Origin of the sequence: Amycolatopsis kentuckyensis (genome assembly GCF_041679295.1) — a bacterium.
In the GTDB taxonomy this organism is placed as follows: Bacteria; Actinomycetota; Actinomycetes; order Mycobacteriales; family Pseudonocardiaceae; genus Amycolatopsis; species Amycolatopsis kentuckyensis_A.
In genome coordinates this window covers 25,784-41,316 of the sequence record NZ_JBGDMD010000001.1, presented here as the reverse complement: position 1 = coordinate 41,316, position 15,533 = coordinate 25,784, and the positions used below count along the sequence as shown (strand labels likewise).

21 protein-coding genes and 1 pseudogene are annotated in these 15,533 nt (G+C 69.0%); 4 read left to right on the top strand and 18 right to left on the bottom strand.

Annotated features, from left to right (window positions below; all coding sequences use genetic code 11):
* Positions 1-3: 3 nt before the first annotated feature.
* From ACERZO_RS00250 to ACERZO_RS00225, 6 genes are all read right to left on the bottom strand, one after another.
* A complete protein-coding gene (locus ACERZO_RS00250) occupies positions 4-750 on the bottom strand; it encodes a hypothetical protein (RefSeq protein WP_372659916.1) in 747 nt (248 codons plus the stop codon).
* An 88-nt stretch (positions 751-838) separates the two neighbouring features.
* Positions 839-1,192: a hypothetical protein gene (locus tag ACERZO_RS00245; RefSeq protein ID WP_372659914.1), complete on the bottom strand. Its 354-nt coding sequence runs from the start codon at positions 1,190-1,192 to the stop codon at positions 839-841.
* 68 nt (positions 1,193-1,260) lie between these two features.
* Positions 1,261-1,548, bottom strand: a complete 288-nt coding sequence (locus ACERZO_RS00240; protein WP_372659912.1) for a hypothetical protein — start codon at positions 1,546-1,548, stop codon at positions 1,261-1,263.
* 859 nt (positions 1,549-2,407) lie between these two features.
* The gene (locus tag ACERZO_RS00235) at positions 2,408-3,019 is read right to left on the bottom strand and encodes a hypothetical protein (RefSeq protein WP_372659910.1); all 612 of its coding nucleotides are present in this window, start codon (positions 3,017-3,019) and stop codon (positions 2,408-2,410) included.
* A 73-nt stretch (positions 3,020-3,092) separates the two neighbouring features.
* Positions 3,093-4,208, bottom strand: a complete 1,116-nt coding sequence (locus tag ACERZO_RS00230) for a phage minor capsid protein (RefSeq protein WP_372659908.1) — start codon at positions 4,206-4,208, stop codon at positions 3,093-3,095.
* Positions 4,205-5,761, bottom strand: coding sequence for a phage portal protein (locus tag ACERZO_RS00225; protein WP_372659906.1), 1,557 nt, complete (start codon positions 5,759-5,761; stop codon positions 4,205-4,207). The genes ACERZO_RS00230 and ACERZO_RS00225 overlap by 4 nt, the downstream gene beginning before the upstream one ends.
* A 96-nt stretch (positions 5,762-5,857) precedes the next feature.
* Between ACERZO_RS00225 and ACERZO_RS00220 the strand changes: the two genes are divergently transcribed.
* The gene (locus ACERZO_RS00220) at positions 5,858-6,271 is read left to right on the top strand and encodes a hypothetical protein (protein ID WP_372659904.1); all 414 of its coding nucleotides are present in this window, start codon (positions 5,858-5,860) and stop codon (positions 6,269-6,271) included.
* A gap of 4 nt (positions 6,272-6,275) precedes the next feature.
* Here the strand turns inward: ACERZO_RS00220 and ACERZO_RS00215 are convergent, their stop codons facing one another.
* The 9 genes from ACERZO_RS00215 to ACERZO_RS00175 all read right to left on the bottom strand — a co-directional run bounded on the left by ACERZO_RS00215 (position 6,276) and on the right by ACERZO_RS00175 (position 11,203).
* Positions 6,276-7,574, bottom strand: coding sequence for a PBSX family phage terminase large subunit (locus tag ACERZO_RS00215; protein ID WP_372659902.1), 1,299 nt, complete (start codon positions 7,572-7,574; stop codon positions 6,276-6,278).
* Positions 7,571-7,822 (bottom strand): hypothetical protein, encoded by a 252-nt coding sequence (locus tag ACERZO_RS00210; RefSeq protein WP_372662970.1) that lies wholly within the window; start codon positions 7,820-7,822, stop codon positions 7,571-7,573. Before ACERZO_RS00210 ends, ACERZO_RS00215 begins: the two co-directional genes overlap by 4 nt.
* On the bottom strand, positions 7,708-8,124 hold the full coding sequence (locus tag ACERZO_RS00205) for a helix-turn-helix domain-containing protein (protein WP_372659900.1): 417 nt from the start codon (positions 8,122-8,124) through the stop codon (positions 7,708-7,710). Before ACERZO_RS00205 ends, ACERZO_RS00210 begins: the two co-directional genes overlap by 115 nt.
* Before the next feature lie 941 nt (positions 8,125-9,065).
* A complete protein-coding gene (locus tag ACERZO_RS00200; protein WP_372659898.1) occupies positions 9,066-9,422 on the bottom strand; it encodes a hypothetical protein in 357 nt (118 codons plus the stop codon).
* Positions 9,423-9,519: 97 nt separating this feature from the next.
* On the bottom strand, positions 9,520-9,975 hold the full coding sequence (locus ACERZO_RS00195) for a hypothetical protein (RefSeq protein WP_372659896.1): 456 nt from the start codon (positions 9,973-9,975) through the stop codon (positions 9,520-9,522).
* Between the two features lie 16 nt (positions 9,976-9,991).
* On the bottom strand, positions 9,992-10,267 hold the full coding sequence (locus ACERZO_RS00190; protein WP_372659894.1) for a hypothetical protein: 276 nt from the start codon (positions 10,265-10,267) through the stop codon (positions 9,992-9,994).
* On the bottom strand, positions 10,267-10,542 hold the full coding sequence (locus ACERZO_RS00185) for a WhiB family transcriptional regulator (protein WP_372659892.1): 276 nt from the start codon (positions 10,540-10,542) through the stop codon (positions 10,267-10,269). Before ACERZO_RS00185 ends, ACERZO_RS00190 begins: the two co-directional genes overlap by 1 nt.
* A complete protein-coding gene (locus ACERZO_RS00180) occupies positions 10,539-10,793 on the bottom strand; it encodes a hypothetical protein (protein WP_372659890.1) in 255 nt (84 codons plus the stop codon). Before ACERZO_RS00180 ends, ACERZO_RS00185 begins: the two co-directional genes overlap by 4 nt.
* Before the next feature lie 239 nt (positions 10,794-11,032).
* Positions 11,033-11,203 carry a hypothetical protein gene (locus ACERZO_RS00175; RefSeq protein WP_372659888.1) on the bottom strand — a complete coding sequence of 57 codons (171 nt, stop codon included), beginning with the start codon at positions 11,201-11,203 and terminating at the stop codon, positions 11,033-11,035.
* Positions 11,204-11,376: 173 nt separating this feature from the next.
* On the opposite strand from ACERZO_RS00175, the gene ACERZO_RS00170 reads away from it, so the two are divergent.
* Both ACERZO_RS00170 and ACERZO_RS00165 read left to right on the top strand, forming a co-directional pair.
* Positions 11,377-11,538, top strand: coding sequence for a hypothetical protein (locus tag ACERZO_RS00170; RefSeq protein ID WP_372659886.1), 162 nt, complete (start codon positions 11,377-11,379; stop codon positions 11,536-11,538).
* 20 nt (positions 11,539-11,558) lie between these two features.
* The gene (locus tag ACERZO_RS00165; protein WP_372659884.1) at positions 11,559-11,957 is read left to right on the top strand and encodes a hypothetical protein; all 399 of its coding nucleotides are present in this window, start codon (positions 11,559-11,561) and stop codon (positions 11,955-11,957) included.
* A 49-nt stretch (positions 11,958-12,006) separates the two neighbouring features.
* On the opposite strand, the pseudogene ACERZO_RS00160 reads toward ACERZO_RS00165, so the two are convergent.
* Positions 12,007-13,205, bottom strand: a pseudogene (locus ACERZO_RS00160) (IS110 family transposase).
* 413 nt (positions 13,206-13,618) lie between these two features.
* On the opposite strand from ACERZO_RS00160, the gene ACERZO_RS00155 reads away from it, so the two are divergent.
* Positions 13,619-14,041, top strand: a complete 423-nt coding sequence (locus ACERZO_RS00155; RefSeq protein WP_372659882.1) for a hypothetical protein — start codon at positions 13,619-13,621, stop codon at positions 14,039-14,041.
* A gap of 28 nt (positions 14,042-14,069) precedes the next feature.
* Here ACERZO_RS00155 and ACERZO_RS00150 read toward each other — a convergent pair whose 3' ends face one another.
* Together ACERZO_RS00150 and ACERZO_RS00145 are read right to left on the bottom strand one after the other, a co-directional pair.
* A complete protein-coding gene (locus ACERZO_RS00150) occupies positions 14,070-14,435 on the bottom strand; it encodes a hypothetical protein (protein ID WP_372659880.1) in 366 nt (121 codons plus the stop codon).
* A complete protein-coding gene (locus ACERZO_RS00145) occupies positions 14,432-14,959 on the bottom strand; it encodes an integrase core domain-containing protein (RefSeq protein ID WP_372662845.1) in 528 nt (175 codons plus the stop codon). Before ACERZO_RS00145 ends, ACERZO_RS00150 begins: the two co-directional genes overlap by 4 nt.
* Positions 14,960-15,533: the final 574 nt, after the last annotated feature.

Genomic DNA, 15,533 nt, shown 5'->3' with positions numbered 1-15,533 from the left:
GGCTCAGCTGATGCGGCCCTCGGCGGCGGCCTGGGCAAGTTCGTCGGCGTGCTTCACCAGGTCGTCCTGCGACAACTTGGCGATCTCGTCGCGGGTCCAGGTCTTCTTGCCGCCCGCGGCCTGGGTGCGGTCTCCGCCGGACGCTGCCGGCGGTGCGTCGGTCTTCCACTCGGGGAACTCCGCGGCCTTGGCGTCGACGGCGGCCTTGATCGCGGCCTTGATCGCGGCCTTGACCGCGGCCGCGTTGTTCTGGTCGACGTCCTTGAGGACACCGGTGAGGTTCGCCAGGCCGATGAACGTCTCGATCCGCTCCGGCTTGATGCCCGCCGCGGCGGCGAGCGCTTCGGCGGTCGCGGTGTTCGCCGTGGTCCGCGCGCTGGTGAGGATGTCCTCGGCGCGCTTGAGGACGTCTTCGGGCTTGACCGCGGGAGCGCCGTCGCCGGTCTGGTCGCCGAACAGGCCGGCCAGCTTGTCCGCGAACGACTTCTCGAACCCGGTCATACGCTTCTGGATGATCGAGTCCAGCTCGGCCTGCGTGAAGGTCTTGCCGGGCGGCGGGCCGGGCTTCGGCGGCGTGCCCTGCTGGCCGTCCTGCGGCTGCGTGCCCGGCTGCGTCGCGCTCGACAGCGTGCCCGCGGTCGTGCCGTTCTGCGGCTGCCCCGCGCCCGGCTGCGTGCCTGCGGGGTCGGTGGTGGCGGTGCCGGCCTGGCCGCCGTCGGCGGGGCCGTTCGTGGGGGAAGGCTGCGTCATGCCGATGAGGGTCGAGCGGCCGTGTCACCACATAGGACGGCCCCGTCCCGCGGAAAGCGGGGCGGGGCCGTCGATCGGTGGGTTGTGATCAGGAGGGCAGGCGGAGCACGGCGGCGGTCATCTGCGTCGCGCTGTCCCAGTTCAGGTACACGCTGCCGTCCGCCTGCCGGTATTCCGGCCCGAACGGGCCCGCGACGTACGTCGTGCCCGCGGGCACGACGACCTGGCGGGAGGTGACGGCGAGGCCGTCCGGCGCGGCGGCCGGGTTGACGGGGATCGTGCACGTGTGGCTGGCGGCGTCGGCGTTCTTGATGACGACGACCTCGCGGCCGTTGGTCGGGAACGAGTTGCCGTTCGGCGACGCGGCGGCGTCGACAGCGCCGAGGATGAGCTCGGCGCCGGCGCGGGTGAGCGCCTGCGGGGTGAGTGCGGTGCGGGCCATGGCGGGTGTGTCCTCCTAGGACGGTGAGATAGCTACTCCTGCCGAGGGTCGCGCCGCGCTGTCACTCGTCAGACGCGCTCCGGCCAGTGCCAGGTGCCGCCCTGGTGCTCGGTCTCGTCGTTCATGCATCCGCCGTCGGCGAGCGACTGGAACGCCTGGCCGGTCGGGTTGGTGATGTGGAGGCCGACATTGAATGGCTCGGCGGCGTCGACTTCGGTCACGGTCGCGGCGCGGCACTGCGAGGTGTACGCCTGCGTTCCGTCCTCGCGCGGCGGGGTGCCGTAGCTGACGTAGTGGACTGCGCGGCCGATGGTCGGGCGCTGAACGGGAGGGACGCCTTCGGTGAGATTCGACATGCGGTCACGATGCAGTTGCTCTGTCACCCAGAACCGACACATTCATGACTCGGTGCAGACACTCTGAGAGTCTTGCGCAACATGCTTAGATAGGGCCATGACAACGCCCGTCAGAGCGACAACGCGCAATCAGGTGCTTCGCCTAGAGATTGATCTTGGGCAGTACCCAACGTGGCGCACATACGAACGAAGAGTTGACGATCTGAGCGTAGTCGTCAATTACACGACACGCGTCGCTGCCACGTTTTTGCCGGACGGCGCGCGAGCTCGTCGCATCGCCAGAGGCGAAACAATCACACTCGTAAGAACAAGTCTCGCAAGTCCGTGGATCACCGTCTTGGCAGACACCGCGCAACGCTCAGCTCCAATCGGATACAGCGTATCCGCCTTATACTGCCTCCACAAGTTACTACGGATGATTATGGAATGGCAGCGACACAGGGTTGAGCTTGAAGAGCGCCGAACCGAGAGCGCACTCCGACTTCTCACCGATTTCACAGAGCAGTGCGAAGGCGAACAAGTAAACCCTCATAAAAGTCGAGCCTCATGGCGACGCGATATTGCCGATGCCATCAAACCTCAACAGGAGGTTGCGCTCGCAAAAAGACTAGAAGATTTTCCCGAAATTAGTTCCGCCGAATTCATTGACGAGGACGACCCTCGGAGTCACGAGTAGTGGCATATTCGAGCTTTACAAGCGGATTGCCCGATTGATAGCCATGGCGCCACATCTTCGCCTGCACTCGCTCGGCGACGTCGTCGCTCGTGCCGCTCCAAGGGTTAGTGTCGGAGCGTTCGCCGCGCTCGGCGGCTGCCCTGCCAGCATGGAGCGCGGCGCGAGCGAGGGCTGCGGGTGTACTCATCGGAGCCAGTCCTCCCCTCCGGTCCGGAATTTCGCGTCGCGTGCGGCTTGCGAGTCGCCGAGCAGGTCGGCGGCATACGCATCGTACGTGATGCGACCGTGGTTGTCCCACCAGAGTTTCAGCTCGTCAGACGCGTATTTCCTTGCGCGGGAGGAGGTTCCGGTGAACAGACTCAGCGGGTCGACGCCGGCGGCCTGGCCCGCGGCGTTGAGCAGGTGACCGCGCGTCTCGTCCTCGGCGGCGAGGTACCGGTCGTACACGAAGTCGCGGAACGCGGCGCGCGCGAGCTCGTCGAAACCGCGGCCGGTGTAGCCGCGGGCCCGTAGCGACTCGATCGCGCGGTCGCGGTTCTGCTGCTCGACCGACCGCCCGTACGCCTCGGCGGCCGCGCTCTCTTCGTCCCAGCCGGCGTCGATCAGCCGCTCGAAGTGCTCCCACTGCTGCTGTTCGCGCTCGTCGGCGGCGCGCTGCCGCTCGGCGTCCTTCTCCGCGGTCTTCGCGGCCGCGGCTTCGCGGAGTTCGAGTTCACCGATGATCGCGTCCATCGCGTCGAAGTCCTCGGCGTTGGTCGCGTGGGTGAGGTAGGCGTCGAGGTCTTCGTCGGACATCGCGCCGAGGTCGACGGCCTTGGCGTTGACGCGCTCGACGGCCTCGCGCGCGGCCTGCCGCGCCTCGTCGCGGTCAAGGCGGAGCCGGGCCGTGGTGGGCGGCTCGGCGGCGGCCGCGGGGGGCCGGAGCGCGGGGGCGGGCTGCCGCTCGGCGACGGGGCGCGTGGTGGTCGGCGCGACCGGACGTTCGCGGTCGCGGCGTCGGTTCTGCCCGGTGGCCTCGGCGTGCTGGCGGATCGCGGCGGAGTTCGCGCGGATGTCGGCGCGGAGCTTGCGGGAGCGCGCGGCGTTCGAGCCGGCGCAACTCCTGCTGCTGCTTGTAGCCCTCGGGGTTCGACTCGGCCGGAAAAACTCGAGATAGGCCCGGGACGAAGGGGTCGGCGCGGTGAGTGCAGTTCGGGTGCCAGAGCCCACCGGCTCGGGCGGCTGCGACGGTCGCGCCGACGTGGTGCCCGTCGAGCTCCTGTCCGACTGACGTGCCGGTGATGGATAGCAACCGGCCTTCCCACGGTCGGCAGAGCTTGCACTCGCGCGGGCTGTCGGAGATCTTCACGACGTCGCGGCCCTCGGCGACCATTTGGTCGAGCTGGCCCTGTACGACCGCCTGGCCGGCGACGGTACGGCCGGCCATGCGCGCGTAGGTGTCGAGGTGCCACTCGCGGCCAGCGGCGTCCGGGAACCGGTCCTTGCCCTGGGCGAGCAGGCGGTCGACGACCTGGGCAACGGCGTCGCGGCGCACGATCGTGCCGGTCTGCATGAGCAGTTCGGCGTCACGCACGACGCGCTGGTAGAGGTCTTCGTGCGCGCGGATCACGGGCAGGTGGGCGCCGGTGAGCTGACCGACGAACCGGCGGGCGAGGGTGTCGACGAGCTCGGGCCGGGACTGGAGCGGGCGGCCGAGGGTGGCGGCGACACGCTGGCCGATGGTGTACGCCTCGGCGAGCGCCTGCTCGGCGAGGTCGGGCGCGGTGATGTCGAGGCGGCCGGTGATGGCGCGGAGCTCGTCGCGGAGGCCGAGGACTTCGCGGGCCTTGCGTTCGGCCCAGCCGTCTTCGGTGATGCCGCGGACGAGGCGCCGCGCCACGGTGATGATCATGCGCTCGGCGGCGACGTCCCAGACGTCGAGGAGGGTCTTGAGCGTCGCGGCGCCGTCGGCCGGGCTCGCGCCGAGCGGAACCGCGGCGGTCACTGGGCCGGCTCGCCGCTACCCGGCGGTTGCTGCTGGCCGTGGTCCGGCGGGCCGAACGGCTCGCCGCCGGTGAGCGGATCCGGCGCGGCCGGCTTTTCGGCCTTGATTCGCTTTACCTCGTCGTCGACGTCGCGCTGTTCCCACTCCGGGTGCGCCATCTTGACCTTGATCTCGGTCGAGACGGCCTCGGCCTGGGCAAGCAGGTTGATCGTCTCGGCCGCTTCCTTCGGGTCCGCCTGGTCGACCGGCCACTCCAGCGCCGGCCGTCCGTCGGGCTTCGGGCCGCCGAACACGTGCGCACGGATCAGCATGAGGGTTTCCGCGGCCCGGCGGGTTCCCGGCTTCCAGTACTGCCGCTTGCGGCCCTGGGTGCTGTTCGAGCGGCGTTCGCGGCGGGACATTGCGGTACCGGAGAGCTGGCCTTCGACGTGGCGGCCGAACGTCTGCGGCGCGTAGCCGGCGCGGGAGACGATGTTGTCGACGAGCTCGTTCGCGGTGTCGGCGTGCTCCTGCACGCGCAGGGCGAACTGGGCGACGGTGATCGGCGACGGCTTGCCGGCGTCGTCGCCCGGCATGCCGGGCAGCGGGGTGAACGCCTCGGCGTCGACGTCGAATCCCTTCTCGCGGCCGCCGCGGACGAGCTTGCCGAAGAGCTGGCGCGCAACACCGCCCGTCGTCGAGACCGGTTCGAGCATTTCGGCGGACGCGAGGATGCGGCCCTTGCCGAGCCGGATGTCGCGGATCCACGAGTCCCAGACCTCGTCGAGCGCGTCGAGGTCGGTCTCCAGCCCTTGGAGGTCCGAGCGGCCGTGCGGGGTGTGCACGAGCGGCTGCGGCAGGTCGTTCGGGACGTAGTCGACGAGCAGTTCGCTACCGCGGATGGCCTTGGTGTTGACCGGCTCGCCGGACAGACCGGCCGTGACGGGGTGCTCGGTGAGGGGCACGGCGCGGCCGACGTTGGTCGAGCTGCCGAGCCACAGTTCGTGCCGGATCTGGCCGGGCTCGTGGTGTTCCAACCAGCGCAGCGTGTTGTGCGGGTCGTCGTTGAGCACGGTCACGAACGTGACCTCGGCAAGCCGGCCGAAGCGGAACACTGGGATCGCGTCGTCGTCACGGACGACGGTCAGGATCGGGCGGTCCGACAGCTTCTGGTCCCACAGCGGGCGCAGGTAGACACCGCCGAGCGCGGCCGCGGTTTCGGCGCCTTCGAGCAGGGTGTTTGTCCAGCCGATCTCGTCGGCCATGGTCTCCCACGCGTCCGTGACGGCGGTCGACTTGTCGCCCCAGTCGAGCCGCGGCGAGTCGCCGAAGATCAGCTCAGCAGAGGTCCGGGCAATGTCCGCGGCCAACGGCATGTGCATCTGCCGGATCTCGCCCTTGCCGGACTTGGCGGCGTGCCGGGCCCAGTAGCCGCCGGGCGCGGTGTGCGCGGCGGTGGTGCGCAGCCGGTGCAGGTCACCCGACCACCACGCCGACCACGACTCCCAGCGGTGACGCATGGTGTCGTAGTAGTTCTGCGGTGGCGGCCACGCGGAGCCCTCGGCGATCAACACCCGGCGAGAGTGGGCCCGCGGTGTCACGGCTGGTCGTAACGCGTGCGTGGGCGCAAGCGACGTAGGCGGAGCACACGCACCACCGAGGGGACCACCATGATCAGCATCCGGGGCAGGCTGGCACTTGCCGCCGTCGCGCTCGCCGGCGTCGGGGTCGCGGGCTGCTCGCCCGGCACGCCGACCGCTGCTCCGCCGGTCACCGTCGTCAGCACGGTGACGGTCACGGCGACGCCATCCTCGCCCGCGCCGACGTCGGCCCCAGCGCCGACCACCGCGGCGGCGGCCGCGGAGTTCCCGAAGTTCGTGCCCAAGTCGAAGATCGACAAGCGGTACGCGTCGAGCATGGCCGGCGACCAGGTCGTTCAGCTCGCGCCCGGTGTCTACGCCGAGGCTGTGCCCGGCGGCGAGCTCGGAACCCTCGACGACTACAGCGGGCTCACCGGCAATTGCGCTGCGATCAAGCGGTACACGGAGGCGCACCCGAAGGCCGGCGGCTCTACCTGCTGGTGACTGCTCACGCGGCCTGGTCGAGCTCGCTGGCCGCGGACAGCTCGGGCAGCCACGCGCGCCAGACCGGCCTGGCGGCCATGATCCCGTAGCGCTCGGCGTCCGGGCCGTGGTCGTCCTGCTTGACCGGCTGCTCTTCCCCGCGGGCAAGCGCGGTGTCGTCCCAGACGTAGCCGCACATCTCGTCCCACAGGTGCGGGCACGCCTTGTGGTCGATGATGAACCGGCCGCCGCTGATCAGCGACGCGGACGCGCGGATGCCGACGTCGACGCGGTTGTCCGCCGAGCGGATCCCGGGCCAGCCGTCCGAGCGCATCTGGACCCGCAGCGACGCGGCCGACGGGTCGAGGATGACGGGCGGTGCCTCGGGCAGGTGCTCGACCAGCGGCGCCGCCCACTCGGCGAGCCGGCGGGAGATCTGCGCGTCGGTGAGCTGCCCGGCGGCGCGGCCGTCGTGGCGCCACTCGGCGACGACGTGCAGGCGCTCGGGGACGGCGATGCGGCCGTCGGCGATCACGGGGGCGGTGAGGACGATCAGCAGCGCATGCGTCGGGTTCGAGGTGCCGTAGTCCAGGGAGATCCAGCCGCGGCGCCAAGTCGACGGGTGCGGCGCGGCCGCGGTGTCCCTGGCCTCGTCGAGCATGTCGTAGATCGCGCCCTCGGCGGCGACCCAGTGGCCGAGGATGAAGCGCTTGTACCAGAGCCCGGTGAACTCGGCGGCGAGCGCGTCCTTGTACTCCTGGGAGAGGCCGGGGTTGTCGTAGAGACCGAAGTGCCACGTGGCGAGGTTCAGCTCGTCGGCGCGGAGCAGGTACTTTTTCCGCAACCAGTGCGCGGGGTTGTCGGGGTTGGTTGTCGCGAACAGCTTCGCGCCGGGCACGGACAGGCGGCCGAGCAGCTGCGTCCAGAACTCCTCGGGGATGACGGTGGCCTCGTCGACGTACGCGCCGGCCAGGGTGAGGCCGCGGAGGACCTTCTCGGCCTTCTTGTCGTTGGCGCCGATGACGTGGATCAGCCGGCCGAGAATCCGGGCCCGGGGCGCGCCGGCTGTGAAGCTGATGGCGCTCGGGGCCATGTCGGCCATGTCGGCGATGACGTCGAGGACGTTGCGGGCGATGGTGTCGCGGGTGCGGCCGATGACGGCGAGCGGGCCGGGCGGCGCGGTCCGGACGTAGGTGAGCCACCGGACGATGGACGCGATGGTCTTTCCGGACCGGATCGAGCCTTCCCAGATGTTCAGGCGCGCGTTCGCGTCGAGGATGCTGTCCTGCTGCTTGATCGACAGGAACGCCCGGGTGTCGGTCACCCGGCGCCGTTCTGCTCGGCGGCCGCGGCGGCTTCGCGGTCGCGGCGCGCGGCGGCGAGCGACTGCTCGAACTGCTCCAGCAGGCCCGACGCCTGGCCGGCGCCGGCGGTCTCGGCGTCGAGGCGGGCGAGGTTTACGGTCTGCTGTGCGGCGGTGCCGATCGCGCCCATGGTGGCGCGCCAGTCGGCCGGGCCTGCGTCCAGGACGGTCTGCTTGACCTCTTCGCCGAAGTGGTCGACCTTGACCACGTGCAGGTGAACGACCTCGCCGAAGAGGCGGCGGCGTAGCTCGGCGATGTCGTCGAGCAGGCCGGCCTGGAGCTCGATTCGCCGCTTGCCGAGGTCGGCGGCGCGGGCGGCGGTGGCGGCTCGGTCTGCTCGCGGCGGTCTTCCCAGGCGTCGGCGAGGTCGTAGTCGGCGGCGACCCGGTACACGGTGGAGACGGACACGCCGAACTCGCGCGCAATGGCGCGCTGTGTCGGGGTGGGGGTCCGGCGGATCGCGTCGGCGATCGCGTCGCGGACCTCGGGGGCAAGGGGCGGGCCGGGCACGGAGTCAAGGTGACTCCCGACTGTCACCTCTGTCCGCACCGGATGTAGTCACGACCAGCCCTTTCCCCGTCCTCGGAAGTCGACAAATACCCCGTCCGGTTGAGATAGCGTGGAGGTGCGCGACAATTGGTACGCCGTGGCGTATTGTGGCGACATCTAGCAGTTCCCCTCACAAGCAGTCATCGGGAGGTAACCCTCTGCGGTCCCGCACACCCTCGGAAGCTCGAGTTCCCCCAGGTCAGAGGCTCTAGAGGACACGAAGCGCAGTACAGATGCGAAGTTTCACCGCGTCCATCGGGATCCGCATAATCGCCAGATACTCAAATACTTAAATCCTCAAATCATCAGATCCGTAAGTTCCACAAGTTACGTGGATTAGAACTCAGGATCTTACGGATTCTACAGAGAAGTAATTAGCGAAGTTCAGACCGAACGAAGAGCGCCCGACTTGCGCTAACAAGCCGGGCGCGATCGAAACAAACTCCATCGATGCCGCTAAACACGGAAGGTAGTTCGCTTCAATGAGTAAGAGTACAGGCCAGAACGGCAGACGTCACGGCGACGACGGCAGACATTCCCGCTGGTCACGAGCCTGGCGACGCGCAGTGGAGATCATCTCGCATCACGTCAGGCCGACCGCGACCGCGGACCCAGGCCGGCTGCCGGACCGGATCGCCGACCTCCTGTCGGACCCTGGGGCAGGCGAGCGCCTACTCCGGTTCACACGGTGGCTCGTCGTCGGCGCAGTGCTCGTCGTCGCGATCATGGGCGCGGTGCTGATCGTGCACCCGGAGGTGCTTACGGCGTTCGCTAGCCGACTCCACTCCGGTAGCTAAATCCTCCCCCGTCGCCGCTACTACCCGTAAGTAAGTTGTAGCAGGTGACGGCAGGCGGGCCGGCGCGCCGAGGGGGAGGGAGCGCGCCGGCCCGCGGGCTCGACGTTACCGAGGCCGGTACCGCTCCGCGCGCTGCTCCAGTCCCATCGCGCGGAACAAGTTGATCGACGCCGCGGTCAGGTTGCTGTCGGCGGTCCCGGTGGACATGCGCCACAGCAGGTCGGCGAGCGAGACGCCGGCGTGCTTGTTCATCGCGGCCAGGTACCGGGCGAGGTTCGGCGCCCACATGCCGTGCAGGGTCGCGACGGGCTGGCCGAGGTCCTTGCCGATGAGGACGAACTCGGGGCCGCTGTCGTCGATCTCCCAGAACGGGAGCGCGGCCGCTGCGCGGCGCCACTCCTCGGCGAGCTCGGCGATCCGGCGACGTGTCTGCCGGTCGCGGTCGTCGCGTGGTGTGGACATCGGTTCTCCCTGGTGATGTGGTGTCGGGCGGGGTCTTCCCCACCCCGCCCGACACCACATCACCGTAGAACACGTGTTCGACTCACGGCAAGTCGGGCTACTCCGCCGACGGATCGACCGGCGTGGGGTCGGTCGCCGGCGGCTGCTCGGCGGCGCCTCCCCCACTCGGCGTCACGGCCGTGACGGTGGCCTCGAACGTGGTGCCGCTCGCGGTCACGGTCACCTGGTCTCCGACGGCGAGCACGGGCCCGGCGGGCGGCTCGGTGCTCGGTGGGGGCCCGCCGAGGGGCCACTCGACCCGCGGCGGCGTGGGCACGTCGCTCGGCGGCCCGGGCTCGTACTCTGTCGGCGGGTCGACGAGGGGCACCGGGGGCGGGCCGCCGGGCACCGACGCCGGCGGCTCGGCGGGCGGCTGGATCATCCGCAGCGACGCGAGAGTCGCGGCGACGTCGGGCAGCAGGACGGCGCTGAGGCGTTCGGCGGTCGGCGACCGGTCGACGAGGGGCATGGGCACCGGCACGGGCTCGGCGGCTGGCTTGGGGGTGTCGGGCACGGGCGGGGTCTCCTGTTCAGGCGGCGAGGTCAAGGTCGGACAGGCGGGTTTCCGCGGCGTGGTGCGGCGGGAGGCCGGGCAGTGGTAGCAGCAGCTGGCCGGGGCCGAGGACGTGCCTGCCGATGCGGACCGGGCGGTCGAGGGCGAGCGGGGAGATCCAGAGGCCGCGGGCTTTCGCCTTGCGGCGCGTGGTGATCCGGCGCTGGGACTCGTAGAGGGTGTGCGCGGCGCGGCAGTCCGCGCACTTGCATCGCCACTTGGCGTAGCGCGAGTTGGTGCCATGCTCGGGCATCACGGCGGGCGTGGGGTAGCCGAGCTCCCGCGCCACGGCCCTTGCGGGTCGAGGCGGTCCAGGCCGCCCCAGATCCCCCACGGCTCGCCACGCTCGAGGGCGTCGGTCGCACACTGGAGCCGGACGGGACAGGCCCGGCAGATCACGCGGCAGGCATCGGCGGCCGGGCCCTTGGCGTCGATGAAGTCGAACTCGGGGAACAGGTTGCGGGCGCCGGACGCGTGCCACTCGGGCACGATGCGCGGGAGCCGAGGCGGCTCGTCGACGACGGTCACGCGGCCACCCCTTCCCGGGCGAGGTCGAGCGCGAGCGCGACCTCGCCCTCGGCGACGATCCGGCCGAGCTCGTCGAGCAAGCGCGCGGCCTCGCCCTTGCCGAGCTCGTTCATGGTCGTGACCCGGGTGCTGAGCAGGTGCGAGATCAGCGCGAGCCGGTCGATGCGGCCGGTGATGCGCTGGCCCGTGATGACGGTGGCCAGCGCGGTCCGCTGCTGCGGGCTGATGAGGTCGCCCTCCCACGACTTCATGGCCGGACCTCGATCTTCAGCCAGAGGCGCCGCTCCCCCGCGCCCGGGTGGATCACCGGCATGTGCATCGTCATGTATCGCGGTGTGTCGTCCGGGACGAGCTCCAGGCCGATCCAGTCCCGGCGGGAGCCGCGCGAGGCATCGCACGCGGCCTTGAGCGTCGGGCCGAGGTTGTCGGCGTCCCAGCGGCGGTTATCTCCGGGCGCGTACTGGAGGGTGACGGTGAGGTGCGAGCCGGCCTAAACGCTGGCGCGGCGGGCGCCGTCGCGGACTCCGAGGCGGATCGCGGCGGTGCGCTGGCTGTGGTGCCAGCGGTCGTTGGCGGAGAGCGGCGGCTCGAGCGGGCCGCCAGCGCGGCGCCGCATCATCGGGACGTCAACGCTGTAGGTCCTCCGGTTCGAGATCGTCACCCTTCGATCACCCTCCCTTCCATGTGTTGCACTACTGCCGGTCGTCGCGATCTACACGACATGACCACGTACGTGACATCGCCGGAGCTATCAGTCCACCTGGCAGTCGACGGCGCGGACGTCGACGCGGTGGCCGCCGAAATCAGCCGCCTCAAAAAAGCCAGCAGCCCGTTGTGCAGATCCGCTCGAAGACTCGCCAGGGAGAGGCCGCTTCTCTCCTGATCAACCTCAGCCAGTTGAAATGGATCTCCGTCGCACCGGAGGATCCGGCCAACTGGGACGACACGAATCGACCGGTCGTCAAGATCGACTGGGTAGACCTCAACGAGTGGTAGGAGGCAAGATGCCGACGTAGTTGCAGATCACGTTGCCGATCTTCACTGCGGTCATCGGCGGCTTCCTCGGCTTAAGCTTCGGTCGGCTCAATAAGGCACTCGACCGCCGTCAGGAGCGCAAAGACGCCGACGCTAAGCGAGCACCGGACTTCCAGATCACTCCCGAGCTCAGTCGCCAACTCCGACTGACGAACGTGGGCACATACGACGCGACCGGCGTCGTTGTGGACTTGGGTGACTTCCCGAAAGGGTTCGTTCGCGACCTTCCGAACGGCATCGATCTCGCTAAGGGTGCGTCGGTTACGTTCCTGGTTATGGGAACGATGGGCGTTAAACCGCCTGACGATGCCCTCGTGAGCTGTGATCAGCTCGCCTCCCCGAGGCCAGTAGCGCTGCCTCGTCCGGCACCTCGTCGGTAACACCGTGTGGTTCATCCGCGTCCTGCAGGGGGGTGTCCCTATGTGGTTGTCAAGCCGCGGCGGGAGCGGGTTCGGGGTGTCGGTAGTGGGTGCCGTTGCGAAGCATGGCGTAGAGGACGTCGCAGCGGCGGCGGGCCAGGCAGATCAGCGCAGCGTGTGTTTCTTGCCCTCGGCCCGCTTGCGGTCGTAGTAGGCCCTGCTGGTCGGGTCAGACAACGCGGCGAAGGCGGCGAGCAAGAACGCCCGTTTGAGCTGGCGGTTGCCCGTCCGAGCGGGATATTCGCCCTTGATGCTGGTGCCGGAGCTGCGGGTGACCGGGGCGATGCCCGCGTAGGCCGCCAGATGCCCCGAGCTGGCAAAGTTCGAGGCGTCGCCGACCTCGAGCAGGATGCGGGCTGCGGTCCTGACCCCGACGCCGGGCATCGAAGTCAGGACCCCGGCAAGAGGGTGCGCATCAAGTATCCCCTCAACCTGCTCAGCGACCTGTTTCCGTTGCTGGAGAACCGTTTTGAGGCTGTCGGCCAGCCGCGGCAGGACCGTGTCCGCGGCGGCGGTGCCCGGGACGGTGACGGTCTCCTCGCCCAGGGCGGTCATGATCGCCTCGACCAGCTTGTCGCCGAGGCGGGGCGCGTGGACTTTGGCGATGGCGGTGAGTTTGCGGCGGCCGGCCTTGGCGATGCCGACCGGGCCGCCGCAGCGGGAGAGGATCTCCAGCACCGCTGGGTGGCTGATCCGCGGGCCGATGGCGTATTCGAGAGCGGGGTGGATGCCGGTGAGCAGCCCACGGATCCGGTTGCTGATCCGGGTGGCTTCACCGGCCAGGTCGTCGTCGAACCCGACCAGCACCTCCAGCTGCGCCAAGGCTTCGTCGCCGACATCGACCGGGCGCAGGGTGTGCGGCAGGGAGCGGGCGGCATCGGCGATGACGAACGCGTCCCGGGCATCGGTCTTCGCGCGACCCGGATAGAGGTCGGCGATGCGGCGCATGGCCAGGCCAGGCAAATACGCCACCTGGTGCCCGGCGGCGCTGGCGACCGCGACCGGCAACGCCCCGATCGTGGCGGGCTGATCGACCACGCCCAGCAGCGGTCCGTGCGCGACGAGCTTGTCGAACAGGGCCTTCAGTTTGGGTTCGGTGTTGGGCAGCGGGCCGTCACGCAACCGCTTGCCGTCCGGGGCGAGGCCGACCGCATGATGGGCTTCCTTGCCGACGTCCAAGCCGAGGAACACCCCGAAGCTGCTGCTCATCCACCAGCCGTTCGTTCGTCGCGTCGTGGTCACCGGGTTGGGCATCGATGGCCGGCACCCACGTTACGACGAGACCTACCTGGTGGTGGCCGTGTCCCTATTCAGCGGTCGGTCGATGCCACCAGGCCCGGTGCCCCCCCCCCCCCCCCCCGGATCATGCGTGCGACTGGGGGCGTTAGTCATGCCGGGCCTGGTGACCACAACTCCCTGGTCGGGAGCCACGAAAAAGGTAACGGGGTTCCGGGCGTGGCACGGGGAGGATGCGTCGATCGAGGTGCGCGATCCGGGTCGTGCTGTGGGGGTGGGTGGCCATGGAGTGCGCGAAGTAGCCGCAGCGTGCACACGGGACGCCGCCGAGCGGCATGCTGATGGTCTGACTCGTCATCTTCTGCCCACCTGGCTACCGTCCCTGCATGGCAATCGCTGCGTTCGCGGTCTCAGTGCTGGCCCTGCTGGTGGCAGCAATATCGGCCTGGTACAGCCGGAAGTCAGCCAACGCCGCAACCAAATCCGCGGCTGCCGCCGTCAATACCGACAAGCGAGGCCAGGTCGAGGCCGACGCCAAGCGCGTCACCTGGGACGTGTCAGGGACCGCCTCACGGCCCGTCCTATCCAACTACGGCACGCACACGGCGTACGAAGTGGTCATTGACCCCGCGCCCGGACCAGAGTTCCTTGTGAACGGCAAGCCGATGGCGACGTTCAACACCTGGTCATCTGGTGAGTCCAAGCCGTTGGACTTGCGCCCTGTACCGGGGTTTCTGAAGATCTCCTGGACAAATAGCCCCGGCGACACTGAACGGCGCCGGAAGGACATCCAACTCCCGCGAGGCTGAGTGACAGTGGCCATGTTTAAGTAGCTGGTCAGCCAGCGTCGCCGAGGATTGCGCCGAGCAGGAAGCGATCACGAGCGTCGTGCGCACCGCGGTGGCGACGACGTCGACGTCGTGCCCGCCATCGTCGGCGTGCTTCGCGACATCGTGTACGGCCCGCCGGACCGCTAACCTGCGGTGCGCGTCGGCGGCGTGACGGCCTCTGCCTCTGCCAGAGCAGGCCAGCGGCGTCGTCGTAGGTGCGGGTGACGGTGCCGGTCTGGCCGCGGTCGGCGACAGTGGTCTGGTTGCCGTCGTCGTAAGTGTAGCCGACCGTGGCGCCGGAGCCCTGGGTTCGCGTGGTCTCCTGTCCGAAGACGTCGTAGACCCAGGTGGTGGTCCCCGTGCCGTCGGTCATCGAAACCTGGCGGCCGGCCGGGTCGTAACTGTACGTCGCCCCGGCGGTGTGGCCACGAGTAGGCGACGGAGGTCGTCCGGCCGGCAGCGTCGTAGCCGAGGGTGGCGACCCGGACGACGTCCGGGTCGGTGGTGGTGAGGACTCGTCCGGCAACCCGAAGGAACGTAGTCCCGTCGTGGGCTGTCATGTCGTCGTGGCGCAGGCGAACGATCGTGGTGATCGGGATGCCGACCAGCACGGTGAGCGCGCCGGCAACACGCAGGTGCACCGGCATCCCGGGCGTCGTAGCGCTGCTGGGGCGTGTCGCCGTCGAGGCTCTGGTGGCGGCGGTTGTTGTAGGTCTGCCGGTAGTGCACGAGCAGGTCCTGCAGCTCGGTGAGGGTGTCCGCGGATGGCCGGGCGGCGAGCCATTTCTGCAAGGTCTGGTGGACGCGTTCGTATTTGCCTAAGGTCTGCGGGTGGTGTGAGGTGGCGGCGATGCTGGTGATGCCGAGTTCGGCGAGGTGGCGTTCGAGGGCGACCATGCGGCCGCGGTGTTTGCCGGTGAAGGCCAGCCCGTTGTCCGAGAGCAGCCGGACTGGCAGGCCGTAGATGACTGCGGCAACCGCAGACCAGCGCAGACATGCCAGTGCCGCCAAATCCATATCCGAAGCCTTCCTTGACTGCGATATGACGCCCACAAGGAGCCAGCGCACTCGAATTCAGCACGCCTGGCACGGCCGGACCGAACACAGTCGCCAAACCATCACTTTTGTCAACATCTTACAACTTCCCACCAAGACTAGGCCAGGACGGTGATCTTTCTACCACCGGCTCGAAACTGGCATACACTGCAACCGGGAGGGGCCAAATCAATGCATTCTGCGGTTCTAGCACCGCAGATCGACCAGAGCAATCTAAATTTATACTCGCAATAGATATTCAAGGTGTACCCCTCTCGTAGCCCAGAGCCAGCGGGGAAATGGAGAAAGCCTTGCAGGAAACCCGCCTTATCCGGAGACGCAGGTCAAGAGTTACTCGCTTCTCTATCGCAGCCACCTTGATTATGGCAACGCTAAGCATCAATTCAGAACCCGCCTCGGCCGCCATTGAAGACAG

What these genes read in the sequence shown, in the direction of transcription:
- ACERZO_RS00200 (WP_372659898.1), bottom strand. Translation starts at nt 9,422, where the DNA reads ATGTCCACACCACGCGACGACCGCGACCGGCAGACACGTCGCCGGATC.
- ACERZO_RS00235 (WP_372659910.1), bottom strand. Translation starts at nt 3,019, where the DNA reads ATGTCCGACGAAGACCTCGACGCCTACCTCACCCACGCGACCAACGCC.
- ACERZO_RS00155 (WP_372659882.1), top strand. Translation starts at nt 13,619, where the DNA reads ATGGCAATCGCTGCGTTCGCGGTCTCAGTGCTGGCCCTGCTGGTGGCA.
- ACERZO_RS00150 (WP_372659880.1), bottom strand. Translation starts at nt 14,435, where the DNA reads ATGACCGACGGCACGGGGACCACCACCTGGGTCTACGACGTCTTCGGA.
- ACERZO_RS00250 (WP_372659916.1), bottom strand. Translation starts at nt 750, where the DNA reads ATGACGCAGCCTTCCCCCACGAACGGCCCCGCCGACGGCGGCCAGGCC.
- ACERZO_RS00190 (WP_372659894.1), bottom strand. Translation starts at nt 10,267, where the DNA reads ATGCCCGAGCATGGCACCAACTCGCGCTACGCCAAGTGGCGATGCAAG.
- ACERZO_RS00145 (WP_372662845.1), bottom strand. Translation starts at nt 14,959, where the DNA reads ATGGTCGCCCTCGAACGCCACCTCGCCGAACTCGGCATCACCAGCATC.
- ACERZO_RS00245 (WP_372659914.1), bottom strand. Translation starts at nt 1,192, where the DNA reads ATGGCCCGCACCGCACTCACCCCGCAGGCGCTCACCCGCGCCGGCGCC.
- ACERZO_RS00240 (WP_372659912.1), bottom strand. Translation starts at nt 1,548, where the DNA reads ATGTCGAATCTCACCGAAGGCGTCCCTCCCGTTCAGCGCCCGACCATC.
- ACERZO_RS00220 (WP_372659904.1), top strand. Translation starts at nt 5,858, where the DNA reads ATGATCAGCATCCGGGGCAGGCTGGCACTTGCCGCCGTCGCGCTCGCC.
- ACERZO_RS00180 (WP_372659890.1), bottom strand. Translation starts at nt 10,793, where the DNA reads ATGAAGTCGTGGGAGGGCGACCTCATCAGCCCGCAGCAGCGGACCGCG.